Consider the following 20,012-nt stretch of genomic DNA (forward strand, 5'->3'; position numbering starts at 1 on the left):
ACAGAAAATTAAAGAAGTTTTTTATCCCTGACAACACGATATCCAAAGCCCAATCCTAAAGTTAGATCCTCAACCCAAACGAACTATTTTGCGGGTTGCAGTTGTTCGCTGTTGAACCGCATACCGATCCTCCTGGCAACCGCCAACATGCTCCCTTAACGATCCTTGTGTTTCGGAATCAAGCGTCGTTGCTGGAATATCCAATCGACGATCTCGCCTTCGGGCGCGTAACCGCTTACGGTTTCGCGTAGCAGCATTCGGACCCGTGAATACTCATCCTCGGAAACGGCGACCATCAGCTCATCCAGTTTCAGCTTGAGTTGTTCCCATGGCAAATGGTCTTCATTGGCGCTCATGATCATCGGGTGCTGGGTCGCGACCACGTTGTCACCGATCAGCAACTCTTCATAAAGCTTCTCGCCGGGCCGCAAACCGGTGAATTCAATCGCAATATCACCATACAAGTTCTTCTCGGAGCACACATTCAAGCCAGACAGGTGGACCATTCTCTCGGCCAGCTCGGCGATTTTCACCGGTTCCCCCATGTCCAGCACAAACACATCACCGCCTCGCCCCATGGAACCCGCCTGGATCACCAACTGGGCCGCTTCTGGAATCGTCATGAAATAACGGGTGATATTGGGATGGGTGACGGTGATGGGACCGCCGGATTTGATCTGCTGGCGGAAACGCGGAATAACCGAGCCGGACGACCCAAGCACATTACCGAAGCGCACTATGACGAAACGGGTCTTATTGACCCGGGCCACATTACCGCTGTCCGCAAAGAGCACCGGCGCGAGCTCTTGACTCAATGCCTGCAAGACCATTTCTGCCAGGCGCTTGGTACTGCCCATGAGATTGGTAGGGCGCACGGCCTTATCCGTGGAAATGAGCACGAAGTTCTCGACCCGGGCCTTCAACGCCGCTTGCGCGGTATTCAACGTACCAACGACGTTGTTAAGCATACCTTCGGCAATATTGTGCTCCACCAAGGGCACATGCTTATAGGCTGCTGCGTGATACACCGTCTCGACGTTCCAGGAAGTCATGACGTCAAACAATTTAGCCGCACTACGCACCGAGCCCAGGATTGGCAATAAGTTCACCGGAATCGATTGTCGGGCAATGGCCTCTTCCAGTTCACTCAAGATACTGTAGAGGTTGAACTCACTATGATCAAACAACAGCAAAGTAGACGGTTGCAAGGCGAGAATCTGACGGCAGAGTTCAGAACCGATCGACCCACCCGCTCCAGTGACCAGAACGACCTTTCCGCTGATACAACGGGCCAGAAGCTCGGGTTGTGCAGGCACCGCATCGCGTCCCAACAAGTCGGCAATATCGACCTCTTGGATGTCGTCAACTTTCACACGGCCACTGGCCAGATCCATGAAACCCGGCACACTACGTACGTGCAGTGGATAGCCTTCCAGATACCCAAGGATTTCACGCCTTCGCGCACGACTCGCCGAAGGAACGGCCAACAGCACTTCTTGAGCGCCAGTGAGTTCAATCATCTTCTGGATATGCTTGGGCTTGAACACCTGCAATCCAGAGATCATTCGATTCGCAATACCGGTGTCGTCATCGATGAAAGCTACCGGCTGCATGTCCCGACCAATACGCAAGGCCGCTACAAGCTGATTACCGGCGGCTCCGGCTCCGTAGATCGCCACTTTGGTAAGACCGGCACCACGGTTGACGAAGGGCACTTGACCGGAGGGAGCGAACCAATCGCCCATGAAATACTGGCGCATGAGCAATCTAAGTCCGCCGACCATCACCAGGCTGAGCCACCAGTAATTGAAAATAACCGAACGCGGCACAGGCGCCATATAAGAGGCACCCCAGTACACAACGAGCGCCAATACCAACGCGCTCAGGCTGACGGCCTTGACGATCGCGATCAAGGCATCATTACCCAGGTAACGCATGACGGCACGGTACATACCAAAACGAACAAACAGTGGAATAGCAATTAAAGAAGCACTGACAAGGAGCCACGGATGACTGCTAAACGGATTGATCATCTCGTCGAAGCCGAGGCGCACTGCGAACGACAACCACAGAGCGGTCCAGACCAGCAACACATCGGTCATGACCTGAAGCAGGCGCTTCTGCCGACGTGGCAGGCCCAGCAATGCAACGCGAAGTCTATCCATGAATGTTTCCAGCACCTTTGCTCGTACCCATTGTCTTTATGTCCAGCTTCCCAACAGCCGTCCATGACCCATTTGACATCTTTGCCCGGAATATTCAGCCGACCTCCAACTGGCCGGCCTTGAACTTGAAAGCCAATAACACCAGGGGCGCATAGGCCAGCAAAACACCCGTCAACCCATCCAGCTTCAGGACCACGACACACCACGCCAGGGGGAACAACCACAGCACGTTGATCGTCGCCACTGCCAACGTGACAGGACGATGGCGCCCATAATAGCGCGAGGCAAACTGATAGGCATGGCTACGATGGGCCTCGTAGACTTTATCACCTCGCAAAAACCGCCGGATCAGGGTGACAGTCGCGTCGACGATGAACACTCCCAGCAGGATCAGCCACGCCCAGAACAAGGCCGGGGAAACCCAGGCGGCTTGCAGGGACATGATCCCGAGTGCGATGCCCAGAAAGCCACTGCCCGCGTCTCCCATGAAGATTTTCGCGGGTGGAAAATTCCAGAACAGAAAGCCCAGAACGGCAGCGGCCAAGACCAGCGGAGGCCAGATCAGGTCGGTGAAACCCGACAGTGCGTAGAGTGCGCTCGCCCCCAGGCAGGCCAGCACAGCCTCTATACTGGCGATACCGTCAATACCGTCCATGAAGTTATACAGATTGAGAATCCAGACAAGATAAAGCGCAGCCAGGGCATGTCCTATCCAGGATAGATCAACACTGACCCCAAATAGGTTCAGGGGCGCCAAGCCTTCAAGCCATGCCAAGGCCCAGACAGCTGCACTGAAATGCCCAAGCAATCGCCACCGCGCCGCAATATGTCCATGGTCATCCATGAAACCCACGATAGCGACCAACGCACCTGCCCCACCCAACGCGACCAGATAGTGAAGCTGTACCAAACCCAGTTGGCCCAACACGGGCAGTGTCAGCAGAAACGCCACGACGATGGCGACGCCCCCACCCCGTGGCGTTGGAATCGAGTGTGAGCTTCGACTGTTCGGCACATCTATCAAACTGTGTTTCAGTGCGTAACGACGGAGTCCACCTGTCATGCAAAAAGAAAAAAACACCACAACTGGCAGGGTGAACCAAAAGAAACCATCAGAAACAAATCCAGTCAACATTGTATTAATACCGAAAATAATTAAAGCATTATAAATTGCTGACCAGCCTTCAATAGAGCCTGTTGAGAGCTGATTACAGGAACCCAATTTAAAAAGGACCGTGATTTAGAGGAATCAACAAGCAAGGATCCGCAAAGTTGTGTATAAGTAGATTTTCGCCCTATCAGCAATGCACCAAAAAGTAGGCAAACCGCAGGCATTGCAAAGAGCCTTGCTTTTTTATTCATTCCAGTAGCAAGCAATGAAACTATTTCACCTATTGACAAGTCCGACCCATCCGATATCAGAAACAAATTATTGGCCGCTTGAGGATGAGTCACGCAAAGCTTAATAAAATCGGCCAAATTTTCTAACGCGATCATACTACGACGATTACTGATGCTGGCAAAGGGCAACGGACAGCCTGACGAAACCAGTTTTAGTAAACGCTTAAAATTGCCAGGGGCATGTGCTGCATAAACCAAAGGAGGTCGGATGACAACTAGCTCCATAGACGTACCGGAAGTCAGCTTTTCAAGCCCCTGCTCGGCCTCGTATTTAGACTTAGCATAATCAGCGTGTGGCGCCGCCGGACTAGACTCACTAAATGCTTCTCCGGCAGATGACAAACCGTTGACGCCGACAGAGCTTATAAAAATAAATCTCTTTACATTTGCCGCAAGCGCCTGCTGGGCCAAGCGAAGTGTGCCATCAACATTCGCTTGCCTGAAGCCACGCGCTGCAACTTTCTTCGACTCATAAAGATTATGGGCCTTACCGGCAAGATGAATTACCACATCAATTTGTTGTAACAAGGATGCCCAGTCCGCAGTACCGCTTAAGGAAGGACAAATAACAAAATTTGGAGCATCATCAGCTTTACGCGAGCAGCAGACTACTTTTTCGTGCTCGGATTGTAGTACCTGTGCTAGCTGTCTACCAATAAAACCGTTGGCGCCGGTTATGAGAACCCTCATTTTTTCAACCTGATAAGTTTGGAAACAGCAATATAGAATTTGTTCAATACGACGTATTCAGAATAACTTTCGCGGAAAGCAGCAATAGAGCGACCGCGTAGTGCGCCTAGATCCGTATTACATATCGAAAGTATTAACTCGGCTAAAGCTCGCGGATCGCCTGGTTTGCACTGCCATCCCACCCCAGTCTCCTGAATCATTCTAGCGATCTCAGCGTTCTCATCCATCACGGCTAAAAGCGGTTTATCTGCCGCTAGAGAAAAATACGCTTTACTGGGCACACCTAATCCAAGCATCCCCTCCTCCAGCGTAATCAATGCAACGTCCCCTGCGGCAAGCCCTAAGTTCTTGTCCTTAAGCGGAATCGCACCGGCGTATGCAACATTTTTTTCAGGATGATTAACAATGAATTCATTGACCTTCGCGACAAAAGCACCATCCCCCATAAACAGGAACGCAGCGCGCTCATTCTCAACCAAAGCAATAGCATCCAATATATTTCCTACGCCCTGAAGTCGTCCGATATTGCCGAAGAACTGGAAAACGAGCTTATCCTGCCATCCCAGTTCCTCAATAAACGGCGCCTGATGACGCGCTAAGGGGTATACCTCAAGTTCATCCGCCCAATTGGGCACGAACACAATTTTGGATGGATTTTTTATCTTAGAGTTCATCAACTCCTGCATATCGCGACCAATAACAATTAACAATTCAGCTGTATCATAAATTTTGGAAAACAATCTACTAATAGCTGGGTACAATCGATTGGAGCTGCTTATAATTTGCGCAGGAACCAGATTTTCAGGGAATACATCGTGAACTAGCACCCCCCATCTAAAACCCAGAAACAATTTCAACACGGGAATTGCCATTAACAGAAATGCTGGATTTGTGCCACTTAACAAGACATCTCCTTTTCGGACATGTTTGATGATATACCAGCAGAAACCTAGCACCTGTAACAATTGGCTTAGCATTCTAAGAAGTAAAATGTTCTTATTGAACCTCAAAGAAGTGAATGGCATCTCCACCACAGCGGGATGCTCAAAATTTCCTGAAGCACCGCCTGTCCGTGGATAGATAACCGCAACTCTACCTAGTTCGTCGCCAATTTTCTTGACAATTTTCGACCAGAAGAAACCCGTAGAGTTTTGTGTTGCACTCACGTACTCTGTAACAATAAAAACATTCGACATCTCGTATCACGCCTAGATTAATATTGTCTCCAAACAACCCGCATAACATAATCGCGATAGCTGTGGATAATCCTTACAACCTTCTCGGAAACATTGGGCATACTGTAATCATTCACCAAGCGCAAGGTTCTCTCTTCGCCGCGACCTTGTACTTGTAGTATATGCAAACCTTGCCTCACCCTATCCACATCCAGCCCCACCATCATCACAGCACCTTCTTCCATACCCTCAGGGCGTTCATGCGCTTCTCTGATATTCAAAGCGGGAAAATTTAGAATAGAAGACTCTTCATTGATTGTACCGCTATCGGACAGAACCGCACGCGACTCGAGCTGCAGCTTGTTGTAGTCCATGAATCCCAAGGGCTTGAGCAATCGGACATTTTCATGAAACACGATGCCCATGGCATCAACACGCTTTTGAGTGCGCGGATGGGTAGAGACGATAACGGGCTGGCCAAACGTACTGGCAACGGTATTGAGTACCTCGACCAATTTGAGGAAGTTCTTATCCGAGTCGACGTTCTCTTCGCGGTGAGCACTGACCACAAAGAACTTACCCGGCTCCAAGCCAAGTCGCTCCAGGACACTTGAAGCCTCGATGTTGTCGCGATAATGGTTAAGCACCTCAAACATAGGACTGCCCGTCTTGATGACACGATCGGCAGGCAAACCTTCGCTTAGCAAATAATCTCGGGCGATAGTACTATAGGTCAGGTTGATGTCTGCCGTATGGTCAACGATGCGTCGATTGATTTCCTCGGGGACGCGCATATCAAAGCAACGGTTTCCCGCTTCCATATGGAACGTGGGAATCTTGCGCCGCTTGGCGGGAATAACCGCCATGCAACTGTTTGTATCGCCCAGTACCAGCACGGCTTCAGGCTCGATGGAAGCCAGCACCCGGTCAACCGCGATGATTACATTGCCGATGGTTTCCGCGCCGGTGCTCCCGGCTGCATTCAAGAAGTGGTCAGGCTTTCGGATGCCTAAGTCCTGAAAGAAAATTTCGTTCAACTCGTAGTCGTAATTCTGCCCAGTATGAACAAGGATATGCTCACAATACTGGTCCAGCGCGGCCATGACGCGCGACAAGCGAATGATTTCCGGACGAGTCCCGACAACTGTTACGACTTTTAGTTTTTTCATTTGCTAAGGCCATTTTTGAATAAATTAAACTTGCTTAACATATCAGCCGGGTTTCCACCGCGTTGCAAAGTCAACGATGGCCACCCAAGGTCTCGGTATGAGCTGAAATATTCTGAGACTTCATTTAGCGCGTCTATTGACGCGCCATCTCTGAACATTCGATGCTAAGCCTCTGTACCAACTGGCAGTGCGTAAGTGTCCGGTGCAGCACGATCAAAAATCTCGTTAGCCCAAAGCATCACAATCATTTCATCGGTGCCAATATTCGTGATGTCATGTGTCCACCCTGGCACAGTTTCAACTATTTCCGAACGCTCACCTGTTGTGGTCAACTCAGAAAACTCACCTGACACTATATGACGGAATCGAAAATACGCAGTGCCTTTGATAACAAGAAATTTTTCCGTTTTCGAATGATGATAGTGTCCGCCACGAGTAACGCCCGGGTGTGCCGTAAAATAAGAAAACTGGCCAGAATCCTTAGTCTTTAACATCTCAACAAAAGCGCCCCGAGGATCAACGTGCCTTGGAACTTCGTAAACAAATTGATCTGGGGACAGATAGCTGAGGTACGTAGAGTACAAGGCCCGACACAATCCCGTTCCAACACGTTCGGAGATCATCGTATCGCGACTGTCACGGAAGGATTTCAGCTGCTCAGCAAGGGCTCCTACAGTGGTATCGTACTGAGGTACCTCTACAAAAGGCGTTCCTTCCTTCCTTCCCTCTAGAACATCCATAAAGCATTGTACGACATCATCGATATACGTAAGATTCAGAGGTGCATTTGAATCATTTATTGTAATCGGCAATCCATGAGCAATGTTATGGCAAAATGTAGCTACGGCTGAATTGTAGTTAGGCCGCGCCCATTTGCCGAAGACATTAGGCAAACGAAATATATGTACCGGTGACCCGGTTTCATTTTGCAAATCGACTAATAATTGCTCAGCCCCAAGCTTACTGCTTCCATAGGAGTTATCCAGGGGCGCTTGAATAGACGAGGTATAGACCACAGGTACCGAACGACCACATTTTCGGATCGCATTGCAAAGAGCACCAGTAAGATCAGTGTTACCCTTTCGAAAATCCAGAGGATCTTGAGGGCGATTGATCCCAGCCAAATGAAAAATAAAATCCACTTGATCAATTAAAGCTGGGAGGCTCGCGATAGAATCATTACGTGTGAATGATAATACCTCAATATCTGATTTAACATTAAAGTGCGATACGAGATTACGGCCAATAAAGCCGTTAGCACCTGTGATCAGAATTCTCATTGATTACTCCTCAGGCATCGCGTGCTCACCGCGCTGAATCGCACGCATGAAGTCCAATTTGAGCAACAGTTCTTGCATACCTTTTACATCGAGACGCTCAGTATTATGGGAGTTATAATCTTCGGTACGAGAAATTTTTGTTTCACCTTGCTCTACGAACTTAGCATAGTTCAGATCTCGTAGATCAGGAGGCACACGGAAATAATTACCACGGTCCTCAGCACATGCCATTTCCTCGCGACTAAGCAAAGCTTCAAACAGTTTCTCGCCGTGCCGCGTACCAATAACCTGAATAGGGTAATTTGGCACATCAAGCATGCTAGTCAATGCTTGTGCTAAGACTTCAACCGTAGCTGCCGGAGCTTTCTGAACGAACATGTCGCCATTCGAGCCATGCTCAAACGCATACAATACCAGATCAACAGCGTCCGCAAGGGTCATCATGAATCGAGTCATATTAGGATCAGTCAGACTCAGAGGGGTGCCTGATCTAATTTGACCAATAAACAAAGGAATCACCGACCCTCTTGAGGCCATTACATTCCCATAACGCGTACCACAAATCACGGTATTGTTATCATTACGCGACTTGGCAACCATCACCTTTTCCATCATCGCTTTGGAGATCCCCATTGCGTTGATTGGATAAACGGCTTTATCAGTACTGAGGCAAACGACGCGCTTCACGTTGTTTTGGATTGCTGCTTCAAGCACATTATCCGTGCCCAGTACGTTCGTCTTAACGGCTTCCATAGGATGGAATTCGCAAGAGGGCACTTGTTTCAAGGCAGCCGCATGAAATATGTAGTCTACGCCGCGTGTAGCGTTCAGAACGCTTTGAAAATCTCTGACATCACCAATATAAAATTTTAACTTACTACTGGCATATTTTTTACGCATATCATCTTGCTTTTTTTCATCCCGGCTAAATACTCGTATTTCTTTGATATCGGTATCCAGGAATCGCTTGAGCACTGCGTTTCCGAAGGAACCTGTTCCCCCGGTAATTAAAAGCGTAGAATCCTTGAACGAAATAGGCATAAAAACCTCCTTTACAATAATGAAATAATGATACTTCTCGCGTTTTCTACGCTCAAGTTTTTTTCATAATAATGTCGACCATTTCTGCCCAGCTCAGCGCAGAGCGCTGAATCCTCAATCAGCAAATCCAGCTTTGCCTTCAGCGCCGCCGCATCACCAGCCACCACAGCATAACCACCACGAACGTCGTTTTCCAATATATTGCCAAAATCCGTAACCGAATCCAGCGACGCCAGAATCGGCAATGAGACTTTAAAGTAATCAAGAGATTTAGAAGGAAAACTGGGCACTGTTAACTTCCTAGACAGCGATATCAGACCAACATCACACGACTGAACAACGTGCTCATATTCTTCGCGAGGAACATAATCAATAAATATAATATTCTGCAACCCACGGGTCGCAACCGCTTTTTGCAAGTTTTCTTTTTCAGTGCCTTTACCAATAAAAACGAAAGTCACTTCATCTTTCGAATACATCGCTGCCAGATCAAGAATATTTTCCAACTCTTGTACGATTGACATCGCACCACCGTATATCGCAATAAACCCCTCAGGTGGCAAATTATACTTTTTCCTAACTTCAATTTTATCGATCGGCTCAATCTTTTTGATTTTTGCCCAGATCGGCAAAAGTTCTACTTTTTCCTTTGAAATGGAGGAAAAATTGTCGAAAAGAAACCGAGCGTTTCCTTCAGTCATACAGCCAATTCGATCAAAACTGGTATACATTAGTTCTTCCAGGTACCGAAAAAAACCGAAGAATAGTTTATTCCTGATCGCACCGAGATCTTTTAAATAGAAAGGAAAAAAATCCCACAACACAAGAAAACTTTTAGAGTCATATCGTTTTCTAAAGAATCGGGACATTCCTAAAATTGTGACGCAAGGCGTGTTCGCTATGAGCAAATCACAGCGTTTTATCTCTTTGGCAATTTTGTATCTTGCCAGAAAGGGAAATATGAATACTTTCAAAGCCGTCCCTATGGCGCCGGAATTATAAAATATGGCGGGGAGCTTGATCCGTATTACTTTAATTCCATCGATAACTTTCGTGACTGATTCTGGATCGTTTTTCAGCCAAGAGAATACGACGACCGCAACCTCACTTCCCTCCTCGCTCATAGAATAGGCCAGCTCATTAGTGAGCCAAGCGTCTTTTTTGTCGTCAGCATACTTCGTGGTAAGCAGTACAATATCTTTACGCAAGCTCATCATTTGGACCACAGTTCGTCAAGTTGATTGAGTAGGTTACTTGTCCGCTCCTGCCCTGTCGAATTGTGCACATCATAAAACATCTGACTCTGGTAAGGAATATAAACGATGGAAAGCGGACTCGAAAGGAATCGATAGAATGGCAAATACGCGACTATTGCAATTGCAAAAACCGTAAGCAGTCGGCTTGTATAATTCAAACGCAACAATGTATTCATTGCCGCGCCGATTAAAAAGACTGCAAAAAAATACTGGTATCTAGTAGACAGCGTGGGGAAGCCAAATATTATCAGAGGGATAAGCAGGCCTACAAATGCCAGGCGATAGAGCATTGGAGTTGCTAACTGATCTGTATGGCTTTGGGCGCCACGACTACCCCATGCTAAATAAATACTTGAAAAAATCACAATTGACACAAGGGTATAGGCTGCACGGTAGGCAAAAGAAGCGTTAAACACATCCCTATCCAGATAAATCATGTATTTGGGATTCACATACACCATAAGTATTTCTACACCGGCACGGACAACATCCATCGAAGTCAAGTACAGTGCCATCGAGGCCAGGAAGACGATTAAGAACGTCGTTCGACTTAAGGGGAGCCAATAAACTAGTAGCACCAGCAGCACCCCACCCAATACTGAGTAGTGAATAGAGGCAGCGACGACAAACAGTGCAAAAGCGAGCCCTCCCCTTCCCGACAAAAATTTATGCACCCCAAGCAAAAAAATACTAACCGCCAATCCCTGCCTAAGTAATGAAAATGTAGGAATCAGATAAAAATCCGGGACAGAGTACATTACAGCCAACACCAGCAAACAATGCTTAGGAAAAAAATTCCTCACTACGGTCGAAATGAATACAATCTCTATAATAGAAATAAATGTGGAGAAATGCTCAAACGTCAGATCAAGAAACGATGAAATATGAACAAGCCATTCGTATCCAAATTCAAACCTCAGATAAAACTCTTCACCACTTCTTATTGCGTTGTAATGTGATTCGTAGATTGGCCAGTCGTAGCCGGTCTGAAATTTCAGACCAGCAAACAAGGACAGAAGCGCCACTTGGAGTGCGTATATTGCCGTCGATGGCGAAGTTGTCCTTTTCAAGGACAAGAGAGCCAACATCCAAATCAATGCATATATAACGTTATATTGCATCATGACGCGACCTCCTCTACAGACATCGCTCTATTTCGGCTAATTAAAAACCACAGCAGCACTAACAACAGCGAAATCAAGCCTTGCAGAACGTAGCCGTAAGCCATACCTTCAAGCCCATACAGCCTGTAGAAAAAAATGCACGATACCAAATACAAAAATGCCGTAGTCACTTCATAAACGAGATAAGCTCGAACGCGCTGCTTGGCGAGCATCACATAAAGGAATACCCAGCCCAAACATTTCAGCCCATCCCCTATGACATATATCTCCAGCACTTCTGAAGAGACTGCGAAAGCCTCACCATAAATCAGCCAAACAATAAACCCTGCCAACTGGCCAACCATAAGAACCAGAACAACGCCAGAAACTAACGCAACTACTGCCATTCGCCAAACAAAACCGTCCAGACTTTGTCCTTCCATTGCACTATACCTTGGCAATAAAAGAGTAGAAAACAACACACTACAGATACCCATATAAATATCTGACAGACGTGTTGCCGCGTACCACAGACCGGACTCAGCCATTGTGCTATTCGTTGCAATATAGTTCCTCAGGAAGATTTGCCCTCCATACACGACCACTGCGGACCCCAACGCCATGAAGGAATAAGAAACCAATATCCTTAGTATTCCACCATCAATTTTTTTAAAGACACTTCGAATTCGCGGCAGACGAAATCTTTCTGGCAAAAACAAAATGCATATCCCAGCAACAGCTGGTGCCACTACTACAGAATAAACCGCCCCAACCTTTCCAAAGTAAAATGAAATAACGCAAATTGAAAGCGCCGTTATAAAAGCGGTGATCATTGAGTACCAAAAATATTCGCTATATTTCTGCATACCATTAAAATAGGACACAAATAAATTATTCAGCCCTATAAAAAAACTTCCCAGCGGCAGCAGCAGCAGTACTACGACCCAACCCCCTTGCAGAAAGTAGTTTGCTATCTCCCTACTTGAAAGAAGCAGAACAACAAAGCAAATCAAACTCAAGAAAACCAACAAAAATGCAGAAGCCCGCACTATACTTTCTTTAGAGTGCTTATCTTCTGCAATCAGCTTTACCACACCAGTTGTAGTAACCGATGAAACGCCGGCACTTAATATTTGAAGAAAGGATTGAATTTGCCCAACCACAGCCATTCCACTAGGCCCAACATAAAATGCAACTACCTTTAGCGAGGCGATAGAAAACATCAATTTAAATACAGCCTGAACGGCAATATTTATGATCGGCCGAAGCATTCCCTTTCTTATTGCCGTACTGCCAACCATAGCGCAACACCTAACACGAGCGACACAAAAAAACTATAACGACATCAATTTCGAAACTAGAAATAATTTTCTATGTCGCCAGAGCCGGTCGGACCTAAAACCTGGTGGGATCCATATCCAAAATACCACTTCATCTAAATTGATGACCCGCACATTTATGACTTAACACCCACCCTGTCAAAATATCTGCTGCCGTTACAAGCCCACCAGTCTTGCTTCCATGAAGAGATAGGAATCGCTTGCATATGCCTGGAACCTATCGATACGGACCTGAAGCAATGTATCGATTATTTTTCAACACGTACTTGAACTATCTGCCTCATCAGCGCGGCCCCTAACCCCAAAATAAGGCCCAAGATCATTCCTTTCAATAAGATCGCCAGCTTATCTGGCTTAATTGGGGTTTGTGGCACCTCTACGTTACCATCTTGTCTGTAAACCGACACCTGATCAGGTTCGACCTTAAGCATACGGTAGAAATTGTAACGCATCTGTAGCGTACGTAGGTCTGGAATAAATGCATCATCAGAAGCTCTTGCCTCCAAAACGGACACCTCCGCTGCCAAGGCTAGGCTTCCTCGCTGATAATCCATCTTACTGCCTGTATCGACAGTGATATCAACTGCAGCGGAGGAGTTTATCACAGGCGTCTTCAAACCAATTGTTTCAGCAACTTTCAAGGCTTCGCGAAGCTGCTGGATACGGTCTTCACGAATCCTTTGAGCATTGTCCCGCAAGCTTACGATTCGCTGCTCTAGATTCCTGGCCCGAACCGCGGCCTCGCTTGTAACGTTTTTGATCAGCTCTGCTTTGGAGATTTCACTGGCACGCTGAACGTAAACTCTGACCCACTCTGTCGCCTCTGCCGCGTCGTCACTCTGGACGATGACCGAGAATCTTTCGGGAGTGTCCTTACCCGGACCTCCGACCATAAATACGCGAGAAAAATTCTCATATAAACGGTCAAGCGGTCCCTTGCGCTGGGACTCTTCAAGCGAAGGCAAATAGACATCACGGAAAAAAGTTTGACGAAGGGTTTCACTCTGAAGATTGCGAGCAAACAGATCGTAAACTTGTTTGATTGAATAGGGCTCCAACTCAGTGCTTGAGTCACGACCATAATTTAACTCAGCTATACCATTTTGAGTTGGAGGGCTAATATAAAATCTAGCCTCATAGATTGGTTTGGTAAGATAGGCAAACGCTCCAGCTCCAACCGTTACGACGAACATAACTCCCACAACCAACCACTTTTGAATCCAAAAATTGCGGAGGAGCGCAATCAAGTCAATTTCCTGAGCGTCATGTGCATCTACACGATTATTATGCATACGAGCTCTCAATTGCGGCTGGCGAAAAATTTCCCTTCAACGTACAGAATGCACTAAAGGCTAAGGCTTGAGAGGCCCCTAAAGAAACCTCGGTAGACCGTGGGGATTTTGACATGGAAAAGCACATCCAAAGTAAAAACAATTGCTAACGGCGATCCCCTCACCGAGGTGACTGGAAATCATGTAACCTTATTCTCGCCGTACACCTACCCTCAAGAACCAAGCGAGTGACGGGCCGATAACCAACCCTGCGAGAAGCGCAAGAAGTATCAAAACCGAAACAGGAAGCTGAGGTGCTGACCAGCCGGCGAACGCCAAGGATACAGGTTGTGTATTTTCAATTACAAACAGAATAATCGTCAAAGCCACCAACAGCGCGGCTACGAAAAAAGCTACCCGTTTAAAACCCCTCATAAATGGCTTCCTCTGCGGCCTTTTCCTCAGAGCTCATCCCCCTCCTCCTCATTCACACGATCTCTAAGTTCTTTGCCTGGCTTAAAATGCGGAACGAATTTGCCGTCGAGGCTGACAGACTGACCGGTCTTTGGATTGCGCCCTACTCGCGGCGCACGGTAATGAAGTGAGAAGCTGCCGAAACCACGGATCTCGATACGGTCCCCCGTAGCCAGGCACTGGGACATTTGCTCAAGCATGGTCTTGATAGCCAGCTCTACATCCTTGGATGAGAGTAGCCCTTGATGGGTGACAATACGTTCGATCAACTCCGACTTCGTCATATTTTTCCCTTCTTTTTCAAGCAGCTAGGAAAATCGCTTGAAAAGGTTTTAGCATGGTCGAAGGGTTTTGAACAGCCCAAGTATTGACATTCTTCTTCATTCCCCCTGCTGTTCTTCCCATGCAGATAGCGTGACTTCCTCAAGCTATCGACAGATGACCAACATTGTTCGGGTCAGATAACCCGCGGGGTTGAAACCAAAGGGGTATTGATCTTCATCCTTCGCGTCGTCGGATCGGGTAATGACCTTGTAGCCCGCGCCCTTGCACTCCCTCGCAGCCCGCTTTTGGCACTTCTCCCAACCAGAACCCAACCCAGAACAGTCGACCTCGATACCGCTGACACCACGCACTGCATGGGTCTTGGCGCTTGTAGAACACGCTGTCAGAACCAAGACGATCAATACAAGAAAGAGCTTGTTCATTCAGATCCTTTAGGTAGAGCCTCAACCCAACCGGCACAGGCCGACGCCCCCGGATAGATTATTGATCTTCTTCATTAAAGAGACAGCCAGGCTGAGGGGTTGGTTTCGTAGCCTTCCGAATGATCGCAGTTCCGCAGCACTTATGGGAGTCGGAAAATTCTGAAATCACACCCACAAAAAAGGGCGACCGAAGTCGCCCTTTTTAATGATCAAACAGAACTCAGTTCTGTTTGGCCATTGCTTGACGCAGCAGTGCCGCCATAGTGGTGTCAGCTGCTTCGCCTTCCGGAGCTGCTTTCAGGCTCTGGATGGCTTCTTTCTCTTCAGCATCGTCTTTCGACTTGATCGAGAGCTGGATTACGCGGCTCTTGCGATCAACGCTGATGATCTTGGCTTCAACTTCCTGGCCTTCTTTCAGAACGTTGCGCGCGTCTTCAACGCGGTCACGGCTGATTTCGGAGGCTTTCAGGGTAGCTTCGATGTCGTCGGCCAGAACGATGATGGCGCCTTTGGCGTCAACTTCTTTCACGGTACCGGTCACGATAGCGCCCTTGTCGTTAACCGAGACGTACTCGGAGAACGGATCGCTTTCCAGTTGCTTGATGCCCAGGGAGATGCGCTCGCGCTCTGGGTCAACCGACAGGATAACGGTGTCCAGCTCGTCGCCCTTCTTGAAACGGCGTACGGCTTCTTCGCCCACTTCGTTCCAGGAGATGTCGGACAGGTGAACCAGGCCGTCGATACCGCCGTCCAGACCAATGAAGATACCGAAATCGGTGATCGACTTGATGGTGCCGGAGATTTTATCGCCCTTGTTGAACTGGCCAGAGAAGTCTTCCCATGGGTTGGACTTGCACTGCTTGATGCCGAGGGAGATACGACGACGCTCTTCGTCGATGTCCAGAACCATGACTTCCACTTCGTCGCCGACTTGTACGACTTTCGAAGGGTGGATGTTCTTGTTGGTCCAGTCCATTTCGGAAACGTGTACCAGGCCTTCAACGCCTTCTTCCAGCTCAGCGAAGCAGCCGTAGTCGGTGAGGTTGGTAACACGAGCGGTGACGCGGGTGCCTTCTGGGTAACGGGCTTTGATAGCGACCCATGGATCTTCACCCAGTTGCTTGAGGCCCAGGGAAACACGATTGCGTTCGCGATCGTACTTCAGAACCTTGACATCGATCTCGTCGCCAACGTTGACGATTTCCGAAGGATGCTTGATACGCTTCCAGGCCATGTCGGTGATGTGCAGCAGGCCATCGACGCCACCCAGATCGACGAATGCGCCGTAATCGGTGAGGTTCTTGACGATACCCTTGACCTGCTGGCCTTCCTGCAGCGATTCCAGCAGAGCTTCACGCTCGGCGGAGTTCTCGGCTTCCAGGACACTGCGACGGGAAACGACAACGTTGTTGCGCTTCTGGTCCAGCTTGATGACCTTGAATTCCAGCTCTTTGCCTTCCAGGTGCGTGGTGTCGCGCACTGGACGGACGTCAACCAGGGAACCTGGCAGGAACGCACGGATGCCGTTAACGTCGACAGTGAAGCCGCCTTTAACCTTACCGTTGATAACGCCCTTGACCACTTCCTCAGCTGCGAAGGCCGCTTCCAGAACGATCCAGCACTCGGCACGCTTGGCTTTTTCACGGGACAGCTTGGTTTCACCAAAGCCGTCTTCAACCGAGTCCAGCGCCACGTGAACTTCGTCACCGACGTTGATGTTCAGTTCGCCAGCGTCGTTGTAGAACTGCTCAAGCGGGATCAGCGCTTCAGACTTCAGACCAGCGTGGACGGTTACCCAGCGAGCTTGGTAATCGATATCAACGATGACGCCGGTGATGATGGAGCCTGCCTGAAGGTTCAGGGTTTTCAAGCTTTCTTCAAAGAGTTCCGCAAAGCTTTCGCTCATTTTAATTCCTGTTGATTAGGGCGAAGTAAACGCCCATCTCCACACCCCAGACAATGTGGGTTAGTTTCATATAAAAGAAGCGCCGCAGGACTATGACTGGTCCCCTGCGAAGCTTCCTGTCACCCGGCGATATCGCGAAGCGCGATCTCGCTCATGATGCGTTGCAGCACCTGATCGATGGACAACTCCGTGGAATCCAGCTGTATCGCATCGGCCGCCGGCTTTAGCGGGGCTACTGCGCGCTGGGTATCACGCTCGTCGCGTGCACGGATCTCATCTAGCAGACTCGACAGACTAACATCCTCGCCTTTGCCCTTCAACTGCAAATAACGGCGGCGAGCCCGCTCCTCGGCACTGGCCGTGAGGAAAATCTTCAGCGGCGCATCGGTGAACACCACCGTGCCCATGTCCCGGCCGTCGGCCACCAGCCCCGGCGGTTCCTGGAACGCCCGCTGGCGCTGCAGCAGCGCTTCGCGCACCGCCGGCAGCGCGGCAACCTGGGAAGCCCCGGCGCCGACGCTTTCGGTGCGGATGACGTCGCTGACTTCGTCACCCTCCAGGATAATCCTTTGCAACTGCCCATCAGTCGCCGCGATGAACTGCACGTCCAGGTGCGCGGCCAGTGCCTTGAGCAATTCCTCGTTGGTCAAGTCGACGCCATGGTTGGCGGCAGCGAAGGCCAGCAAACGGTACAGGGCACCGGAATCGAGCAGATTCCAGCCCAATTGCTTGGCCAGCATGCCGGCGATGGTGCCTTTGCCCGAGCCGCTTGGGCCATCGATGGTGATGACCGGTGCCTTGATGTTCACGACTGTGCCTCTTGTGCTACTCGAATACCAACCTGCGCGCAGAGCGCCAGGAAGTTCGGGAACGACGTGGCGACGTTGGCGCAATCATGGATGCGGATCGGCGCATTGGCGCGCAGGGACGCAACACTGAATGCCATGGCGATGCGATGGTCGCCGTGCCCATGTACTTCGCCGCCGCCAATCTGGCCGCCGTCGATGATGATGCCGTCCGGCGTCGGTTCACATTTGACGCCAAGCGCCAGCAGGCCGTCCGCCATCACCTGGATGCGATCCGATTCCTTGACCCGTAGCTCTTCGGCGCCAGTCAGTACGGTGCGGCCTTGCGCGCACGCAGCCGCCACGAACAGCACCGGGAATTCGTCGATGGCCAGCGGAACCAGCGCCTCGGGAATCTCGATACCCTTGAGTTTAGCCGCTCTTACGCGCAAGTCAGCCACCGGCTCGCCGCCGACTTCCCGCTGGTTTTCCAGGGTGATGTCAGCGCCCATCAGGCGCAGGATGTCGATCACGCCGGTACGGGTCGGGTTGATGCCAACGTGTTCAAGTACCAGGTCGGAGCCTTCGGCAATCGACGCCGCCACCAGGAAGAACGCCGAGGATGAGATATCACCCGGCACTTCGATGTGGGTCGCGGTCAGCTTATTACCAGACTCGACGGACGCCGTGGCGCCTTCGACCGTGACCGGGTAGCCGAAGCCACGCAGCATGCGTTCGGTATGGTCGCGGGTCGGGGCCGGCTCGGTGACGGTGGTCTTGCCTTCGGCATAGAGACCGGCCAGCAGCAGGCAGGATTTCACCTGGGCGCTGGCCATCGGCATGGTGTAGGTCAGGCCCTTGAGCTTGTTGCCACCGCGAATGGTCATCGGTGGACGACCCTCGGCGGCCGTCTCGATCACCGCGCCCATTTCCCGCAACGGGTTGGCCACGCGGTTCATCGGACGCTTGGACAACGAGGCATCACCGGTCAGGGTGCTGTCGAAATCCTGGGCGGCCAGCAGGCCGGACAACAGGCGCATCGAGGTGCCGGAGTTGCCCAGGTAGATCGGGCCCGGCGCGGGCTTGAGGCCGTGCAGGCCGACACCATGGATGGTGACGCGACCGTGGTGCGGGCCTTCGATGACCACGCCCATGTCGCGGAACGCTTGCAGCGTCGCCAGGGCATCTTCGCCCTCGAGGAAACCTTCCACCTCGGTCACGCCTTCGGCCAGGGAGCCGAGCATGATCGAGCGGTGGGAAATCGATTTATCGCCCGGTACACGAATCCGCCCACTCAAGGAGCCACCAGGTTGTGCCAGGAAAATCAGATCGTTGGAGTTCATAGCGTCCACATAGGCCCGACGGGCCAGGATTTTACTGAAATGCTCGCGGGCCACCCTGGCGCGTGTAAAAACGCCCAGCAATTGGTGCCCGTCCCCTGCATCGACCGCGTCGCGCAAGGCGTCGAGATCGCTGCGAAATGTATCAAGTGTGCGCAGGACAGCTTCGCGGTTGGCGAGGAAGATGTCGTGCCACATGACCGGGTCGCTACCCGCGATTCTCGTGAAATCGCGGAAACCGCCGGCAGCGTAACGGAAGATCTCAAGATTTTCATTGCGTTTGGCCAATGAATCCACCAGACCGAACGCCAACAGGTGCGGCAAATGGCTGGTGGCGGCCAATACTTCATCGTGACGCTCGACCTGCATGTGCTCGACATCGGCCCCCAATTCGCGCCACAAGCGATCCACCACCGCAAGCGCCGCCGGATCGGTCTGCTCCAGCGGCGTCAGGATGACTTTGTGACGACGAAACAGCTCGGCATTGGACGCTTCCACCCCGCTCTGCTCGGAACCGGCAATCGGATGACCGGGCACGAAGCGCGCCGGCATGCCGCCAAATGCCTCGGTGGCCGCGCGCACGACATTGCCCTTGGCGCTGCCGACATCGGTGAGAATCGCCTGCCCCAGGTCCATGCTAGCCAAGCGGGCGAGCAATTTCTCCATGGCCAGGATCGGCACCGCCAGCTGGATCACGTCCGCGCCTTGGCAAGCGCTCAGCAAATCGTCTTCACAGCGGTCGACCACGCCCAACTCTACCGCCAGCTTGCGCGAGTGCGGATCAAGGTCGACGCCGACGACTTCACGGCACAGCCCGCTTTCACGCAGGCCCTTGGCGAACGAACCGCCGATCAATCCCAGGCCGACCACCACCAGGCGACCGATCATAGGTCCCGCAGGTTGCAGCGA

Annotated in this window: 17 protein-coding genes; all 17 read right to left on the reverse strand. The window is 50.4% G+C overall.

Annotation, left to right across the window (positions count from 1 at the left end; translation table 11 throughout):
• Positions 1 to 155 precede the first annotated feature (155 nt).
• Positions 156 to 2,165, reverse strand: coding sequence for a polysaccharide biosynthesis protein (locus J3P95_RS17330; RefSeq protein WP_434557966.1), 2,010 nt, complete (start codon positions 2,163 to 2,165; stop codon positions 156 to 158).
• 94 nt (positions 2,166 to 2,259) lie between these two features.
• Positions 2,260 to 3,228, reverse strand: coding sequence for an MraY family glycosyltransferase (locus tag J3P95_RS17335; protein ID WP_434563877.1), 969 nt, complete (start codon positions 3,226 to 3,228; stop codon positions 2,260 to 2,262).
• 92 nt (positions 3,229 to 3,320) lie between these two features.
• The gene (locus J3P95_RS17340; RefSeq protein ID WP_434557967.1) at positions 3,321 to 4,256 is read right to left on the reverse strand and encodes an NAD-dependent epimerase/dehydratase family protein; all 936 of its coding nucleotides are present in this window, start codon (positions 4,254 to 4,256) and stop codon (positions 3,321 to 3,323) included.
• The gene (locus J3P95_RS17345) at positions 4,253 to 5,452 is read right to left on the reverse strand and encodes a glycosyltransferase family 4 protein (protein ID WP_434557968.1); all 1,200 of its coding nucleotides are present in this window, start codon (positions 5,450 to 5,452) and stop codon (positions 4,253 to 4,255) included. The genes J3P95_RS17340 and J3P95_RS17345 overlap by 4 nt, the downstream gene beginning before the upstream one ends.
• A gap of 17 nt (positions 5,453 to 5,469) precedes the next feature.
• The gene (gene wecB, locus J3P95_RS17350) at positions 5,470 to 6,600 is read right to left on the reverse strand and encodes a non-hydrolyzing UDP-N-acetylglucosamine 2-epimerase (RefSeq protein ID WP_434557969.1); all 1,131 of its coding nucleotides are present in this window, start codon (positions 6,598 to 6,600) and stop codon (positions 5,470 to 5,472) included.
• A gap of 164 nt (positions 6,601 to 6,764) precedes the next feature.
• Positions 6,765 to 7,880, reverse strand: coding sequence for a UDP-2-acetamido-2,6-beta-L-arabino-hexul-4-ose reductase (gene wbjC / locus J3P95_RS17355; protein WP_434557970.1), 1,116 nt, complete (start codon positions 7,878 to 7,880; stop codon positions 6,765 to 6,767).
• A gap of 3 nt (positions 7,881 to 7,883) precedes the next feature.
• Entirely contained in the window at positions 7,884 to 8,921 is a 1,038-nt protein-coding gene (locus tag J3P95_RS17360; RefSeq protein WP_434557971.1) for a polysaccharide biosynthesis protein, read from the reverse strand.
• An 11-nt stretch (positions 8,922 to 8,932) separates the two neighbouring features.
• A complete protein-coding gene (locus tag J3P95_RS17365; RefSeq protein WP_434557972.1) occupies positions 8,933 to 10,135 on the reverse strand; it encodes a glycosyltransferase family 4 protein in 1,203 nt (400 codons plus the stop codon).
• Entirely contained in the window at positions 10,135 to 11,301 is a 1,167-nt protein-coding gene (locus J3P95_RS17370) for an EpsG family protein (protein ID WP_434557973.1), read from the reverse strand. The genes J3P95_RS17365 and J3P95_RS17370 overlap by 1 nt, the downstream gene beginning before the upstream one ends.
• Positions 11,298 to 12,581 (reverse strand): oligosaccharide flippase family protein, encoded by a 1,284-nt coding sequence (locus J3P95_RS17375; protein WP_434557974.1) that lies wholly within the window; start codon positions 12,579 to 12,581, stop codon positions 11,298 to 11,300. The genes J3P95_RS17370 and J3P95_RS17375 overlap by 4 nt, the downstream gene beginning before the upstream one ends.
• 287 nt (positions 12,582 to 12,868) lie before the next feature.
• Positions 12,869 to 13,912 carry an LPS O-antigen chain length determinant protein WzzB gene (locus tag J3P95_RS17380; protein ID WP_434557975.1) on the reverse strand — a complete coding sequence of 348 codons (1,044 nt, stop codon included), beginning with the start codon at positions 13,910 to 13,912 and terminating at the stop codon, positions 12,869 to 12,871.
• Positions 13,913 to 14,101: 189 nt separating this feature from the next.
• On the reverse strand, positions 14,102 to 14,326 hold the full coding sequence (locus tag J3P95_RS17385; RefSeq protein WP_434557976.1) for a lipopolysaccharide assembly protein LapA domain-containing protein: 225 nt from the start codon (positions 14,324 to 14,326) through the stop codon (positions 14,102 to 14,104).
• Positions 14,327 to 14,352: 26 nt separating this feature from the next.
• A complete protein-coding gene (gene ihfB, locus J3P95_RS17390; RefSeq protein ID WP_003199243.1) occupies positions 14,353 to 14,649 on the reverse strand; it encodes an integration host factor subunit beta in 297 nt (98 codons plus the stop codon).
• A gap of 144 nt (positions 14,650 to 14,793) precedes the next feature.
• Positions 14,794 to 15,072 carry a hypothetical protein gene (locus J3P95_RS17395; RefSeq protein ID WP_434557977.1) on the reverse strand — a complete coding sequence of 93 codons (279 nt, stop codon included), beginning with the start codon at positions 15,070 to 15,072 and terminating at the stop codon, positions 14,794 to 14,796.
• A 220-nt stretch (positions 15,073 to 15,292) separates the two neighbouring features.
• Complete coding sequence (gene rpsA, locus J3P95_RS17400) at positions 15,293 to 16,978, reverse strand: 30S ribosomal protein S1 (protein WP_016770920.1); 1,686 nt, start codon at positions 16,976 to 16,978, stop codon at positions 15,293 to 15,295.
• A gap of 119 nt (positions 16,979 to 17,097) precedes the next feature.
• On the reverse strand, positions 17,098 to 17,787 hold the full coding sequence (gene cmk, locus J3P95_RS17405) for a (d)CMP kinase (RefSeq protein WP_030141014.1): 690 nt from the start codon (positions 17,785 to 17,787) through the stop codon (positions 17,098 to 17,100).
• A complete protein-coding gene (locus tag J3P95_RS17410; RefSeq protein ID WP_186643322.1) occupies positions 17,784 to 19,991 on the reverse strand; it encodes a bifunctional prephenate dehydrogenase/3-phosphoshikimate 1-carboxyvinyltransferase in 2,208 nt (735 codons plus the stop codon). Before J3P95_RS17410 ends, cmk begins: the two co-directional genes overlap by 4 nt.
• Positions 19,992 to 20,012: the final 21 nt, after the last annotated feature.

The organism is Pseudomonas sp. Z5-35 (assembly GCF_051131945.1).
GTDB classification, from domain to species: Bacteria; Pseudomonadota; Gammaproteobacteria; order Pseudomonadales; family Pseudomonadaceae; genus Aquipseudomonas; species Aquipseudomonas marvdashtae.

Excerpts from the sequence above, each read along its gene's own strand:
- J3P95_RS17330 (WP_434557966.1), bottom strand. The coding sequence starts at position 2,165 with ATGGATAGACTTCGCGTTGCATTGCTGGGCCTGCCACGTCGGCAGAAG.
- J3P95_RS17335 (WP_434563877.1), bottom strand. The coding sequence starts at position 3,228 with ATGACAGGTGGACTCCGTCGTTACGCACTGAAACACAGTTTGATAGAT.
- J3P95_RS17340 (WP_434557967.1), bottom strand. The coding sequence starts at position 4,256 with ATGAGGGTTCTCATAACCGGCGCCAACGGTTTTATTGGTAGACAGCTA.
- J3P95_RS17345 (WP_434557968.1), bottom strand. The coding sequence starts at position 5,452 with ATGTCGAATGTTTTTATTGTTACAGAGTACGTGAGTGCAACACAAAAC.
- wecB (WP_434557969.1), bottom strand. The coding sequence starts at position 6,600 with ATGAAAAAACTAAAAGTCGTAACAGTTGTCGGGACTCGTCCGGAAATC.
- wbjC (WP_434557970.1), bottom strand. The coding sequence starts at position 7,880 with ATGAGAATTCTGATCACAGGTGCTAACGGCTTTATTGGCCGTAATCTC.
- J3P95_RS17360 (WP_434557971.1), bottom strand. The coding sequence starts at position 8,921 with ATGCCTATTTCGTTCAAGGATTCTACGCTTTTAATTACCGGGGGAACA.
- J3P95_RS17365 (WP_434557972.1), bottom strand. The coding sequence starts at position 10,135 with ATGAGCTTGCGTAAAGATATTGTACTGCTTACCACGAAGTATGCTGAC.
- J3P95_RS17370 (WP_434557973.1), bottom strand. The coding sequence starts at position 11,301 with ATGATGCAATATAACGTTATATATGCATTGATTTGGATGTTGGCTCTC.
- J3P95_RS17375 (WP_434557974.1), bottom strand. The coding sequence starts at position 12,581 with ATGGTTGGCAGTACGGCAATAAGAAAGGGAATGCTTCGGCCGATCATA.
- J3P95_RS17380 (WP_434557975.1), bottom strand. The coding sequence starts at position 13,912 with ATGCATAATAATCGTGTAGATGCACATGACGCTCAGGAAATTGACTTG.
- J3P95_RS17385 (WP_434557976.1), bottom strand. The coding sequence starts at position 14,326 with ATGAGGGGTTTTAAACGGGTAGCTTTTTTCGTAGCCGCGCTGTTGGTG.
- ihfB (WP_003199243.1), bottom strand. The coding sequence starts at position 14,649 with ATGACGAAGTCGGAGTTGATCGAACGTATTGTCACCCATCAAGGGCTA.
- J3P95_RS17395 (WP_434557977.1), bottom strand. The coding sequence starts at position 15,072 with ATGAACAAGCTCTTTCTTGTATTGATCGTCTTGGTTCTGACAGCGTGT.
- rpsA (WP_016770920.1), bottom strand. The coding sequence starts at position 16,978 with ATGAGCGAAAGCTTTGCGGAACTCTTTGAAGAAAGCTTGAAAACCCTG.
- J3P95_RS17410 (WP_186643322.1), bottom strand. The coding sequence starts at position 19,991 with ATGATCGGTCGCCTGGTGGTGGTCGGCCTGGGATTGATCGGCGGTTCG.